The organism is Streptomyces sp. NPDC127106, from assembly GCF_042677605.1.
GTDB lineage: Bacteria > Actinomycetota > Actinomycetes > Streptomycetales > Streptomycetaceae > Streptomyces.
In genome coordinates this window covers 1-1,511 of sequence record NZ_JBHXTC010000136.1, presented here as the reverse complement: position 1 = coordinate 1,511, position 1,511 = coordinate 1, and the positions used below count along the sequence as shown (strand labels likewise).

The following is a 1,511-nucleotide window of genomic DNA, read 5'->3' as shown; positions in this document are numbered from 1 at the left end:
CAAGGCCGTGAAGTTAAGGGCTGGTCGGTCCTGGCAAGAGGATGTTGATGCTGATGGTCGCCTTGTAGGTGCGGCGGTCGACGCGGAGGCTCTTGTAGGCGTAGCGGGACAGGGGGCGTTTGACGGCGCGGGGGCTGACGCGCAGGCGGCGGGCGGGCATGGGCTGGTCCAGAACAGCTCGCCCGATGGCGCCGACGAGGTCGATGACGGTGCCTGCGATTACGCCTGCGGCCTGTATGACCTGGTCACGGGCGGTCTCGAGAGCGACGCTGAAGCTGGCCCGGTCAGGGTCGACCCGGGCGGTGCCGGTGGCGTCGCTGATGGCGATCCTGATCACCTGGTAGACGGTCAGCAGCGCGTAGACCTCTTGCGCGATGCCCGGCAGCGTGCGGGCCCGCAGCACGCGCCGGCCGAGGATGGTCTTCTTGAGCGCGTAGTAGGCCGATTCCACCTCCCACCTCTCGTGATAGAGCCTGACCAGCTCTGATGCCGGGAAGCGGCGGGCGTCGAGCAGGGTGGTCGCCAGGCGGTAGACGCCGGTGTGGGCTCCGACTGTGGTGGCGATGGTGATCTCGCACTCGATGACGCGGACGTCGACCGGGCCGATCCTCGACAGGAACGAACCGTCGGACAGCCGGCGCAGGACCGGGGGTTTGCGGACGGCGGAGAGCCGGGCCAGGAAGGCTGCGCCGGTGGCGGCGGCCGCCTGGAGAAAGGTGTTGGTGGCGAAGCCGCGGTCCAGCAGGACGATCATGCCGGAGTTCAGGGAACGTGTCAGCCTCCGTCCGTAGGCGGTCTCACCTTGGGTGCGGGGGCCGAAGGCGGCATCGATGACGGCGCGGGTGCCGCAGGCGACCAGCGCGGTCAGGCAGATCTGGGGGTATCCGGACGCGGCGGTGTACTGGTTGGAGCCCTTGCCCAGGGCCTGCCGGGTGGCGGGATCATCGGGTACGTCGAGGTAGGTGCCGTCGATCGCGACGACGAGCAGACCACTCCAGCGGGCCCCGGTGGTGCGGATCGCGGACGCCGGCCCGCGAAGGAGGTCGAACAGGGCCCGCAGCGGGCGGACTCCAAGCCGGGCACGGGCGTGCCATAACGCCGTCGCGGTGACCTTCGGTATGGGCAGAGCGCCCAACGCGGCGGTGAGCTTGGACCACACGGCCGCATAGCCGCATTCCTCGAACAACGCAGCGGCCAGCAGCAAGTAGACCACCACCCTGGCCGGGAGCTTGCGCAGCCGCTGCTGGGCCGCCCCGGTCTCGGCCAGCACTGCGTCGACCATCTCGAACGGCACGATCTGCGTCAGCTCGCCCAGATGACCGGGCGCGAAGACGCCTTCGGCTACCGCGATCTCGCGGCTGATGACACACTGGCCCGACAGCGGAGCCTCCGGTTGTGTGAACGACATGTCTTGGTCGACTGTCAGTTCTACCGGGGCTCCGCTTCCTGCGTCAGGCCATCACCAACGCCACCGTCCCACCAGCACAAACACGCTTAACTTCACGGCCTTG

General features: G+C 68.7%; 1 protein-coding gene. It reads right to left on the bottom strand.

Features of this window, described 5'->3' with window-relative positions; genetic code table 11:
• Positions 1–13 precede the first annotated feature (13 nt).
• Positions 14–1,408 (bottom strand): IS4 family transposase, encoded by a 1,395-nt coding sequence (locus tag ACFVGY_RS37825; protein WP_385687131.1) that lies wholly within the window; start codon positions 1,406–1,408, stop codon positions 14–16.
• Between the last annotated feature and the right edge of the window lie 103 nt (positions 1,409–1,511).

Excerpts from the sequence above, each read along its gene's own strand:
- ACFVGY_RS37825 (WP_385687131.1), bottom strand. The coding sequence starts at position 1,408 with ATGTCGTTCACACAACCGGAGGCTCCGCTGTCGGGCCAGTGTGTCATC.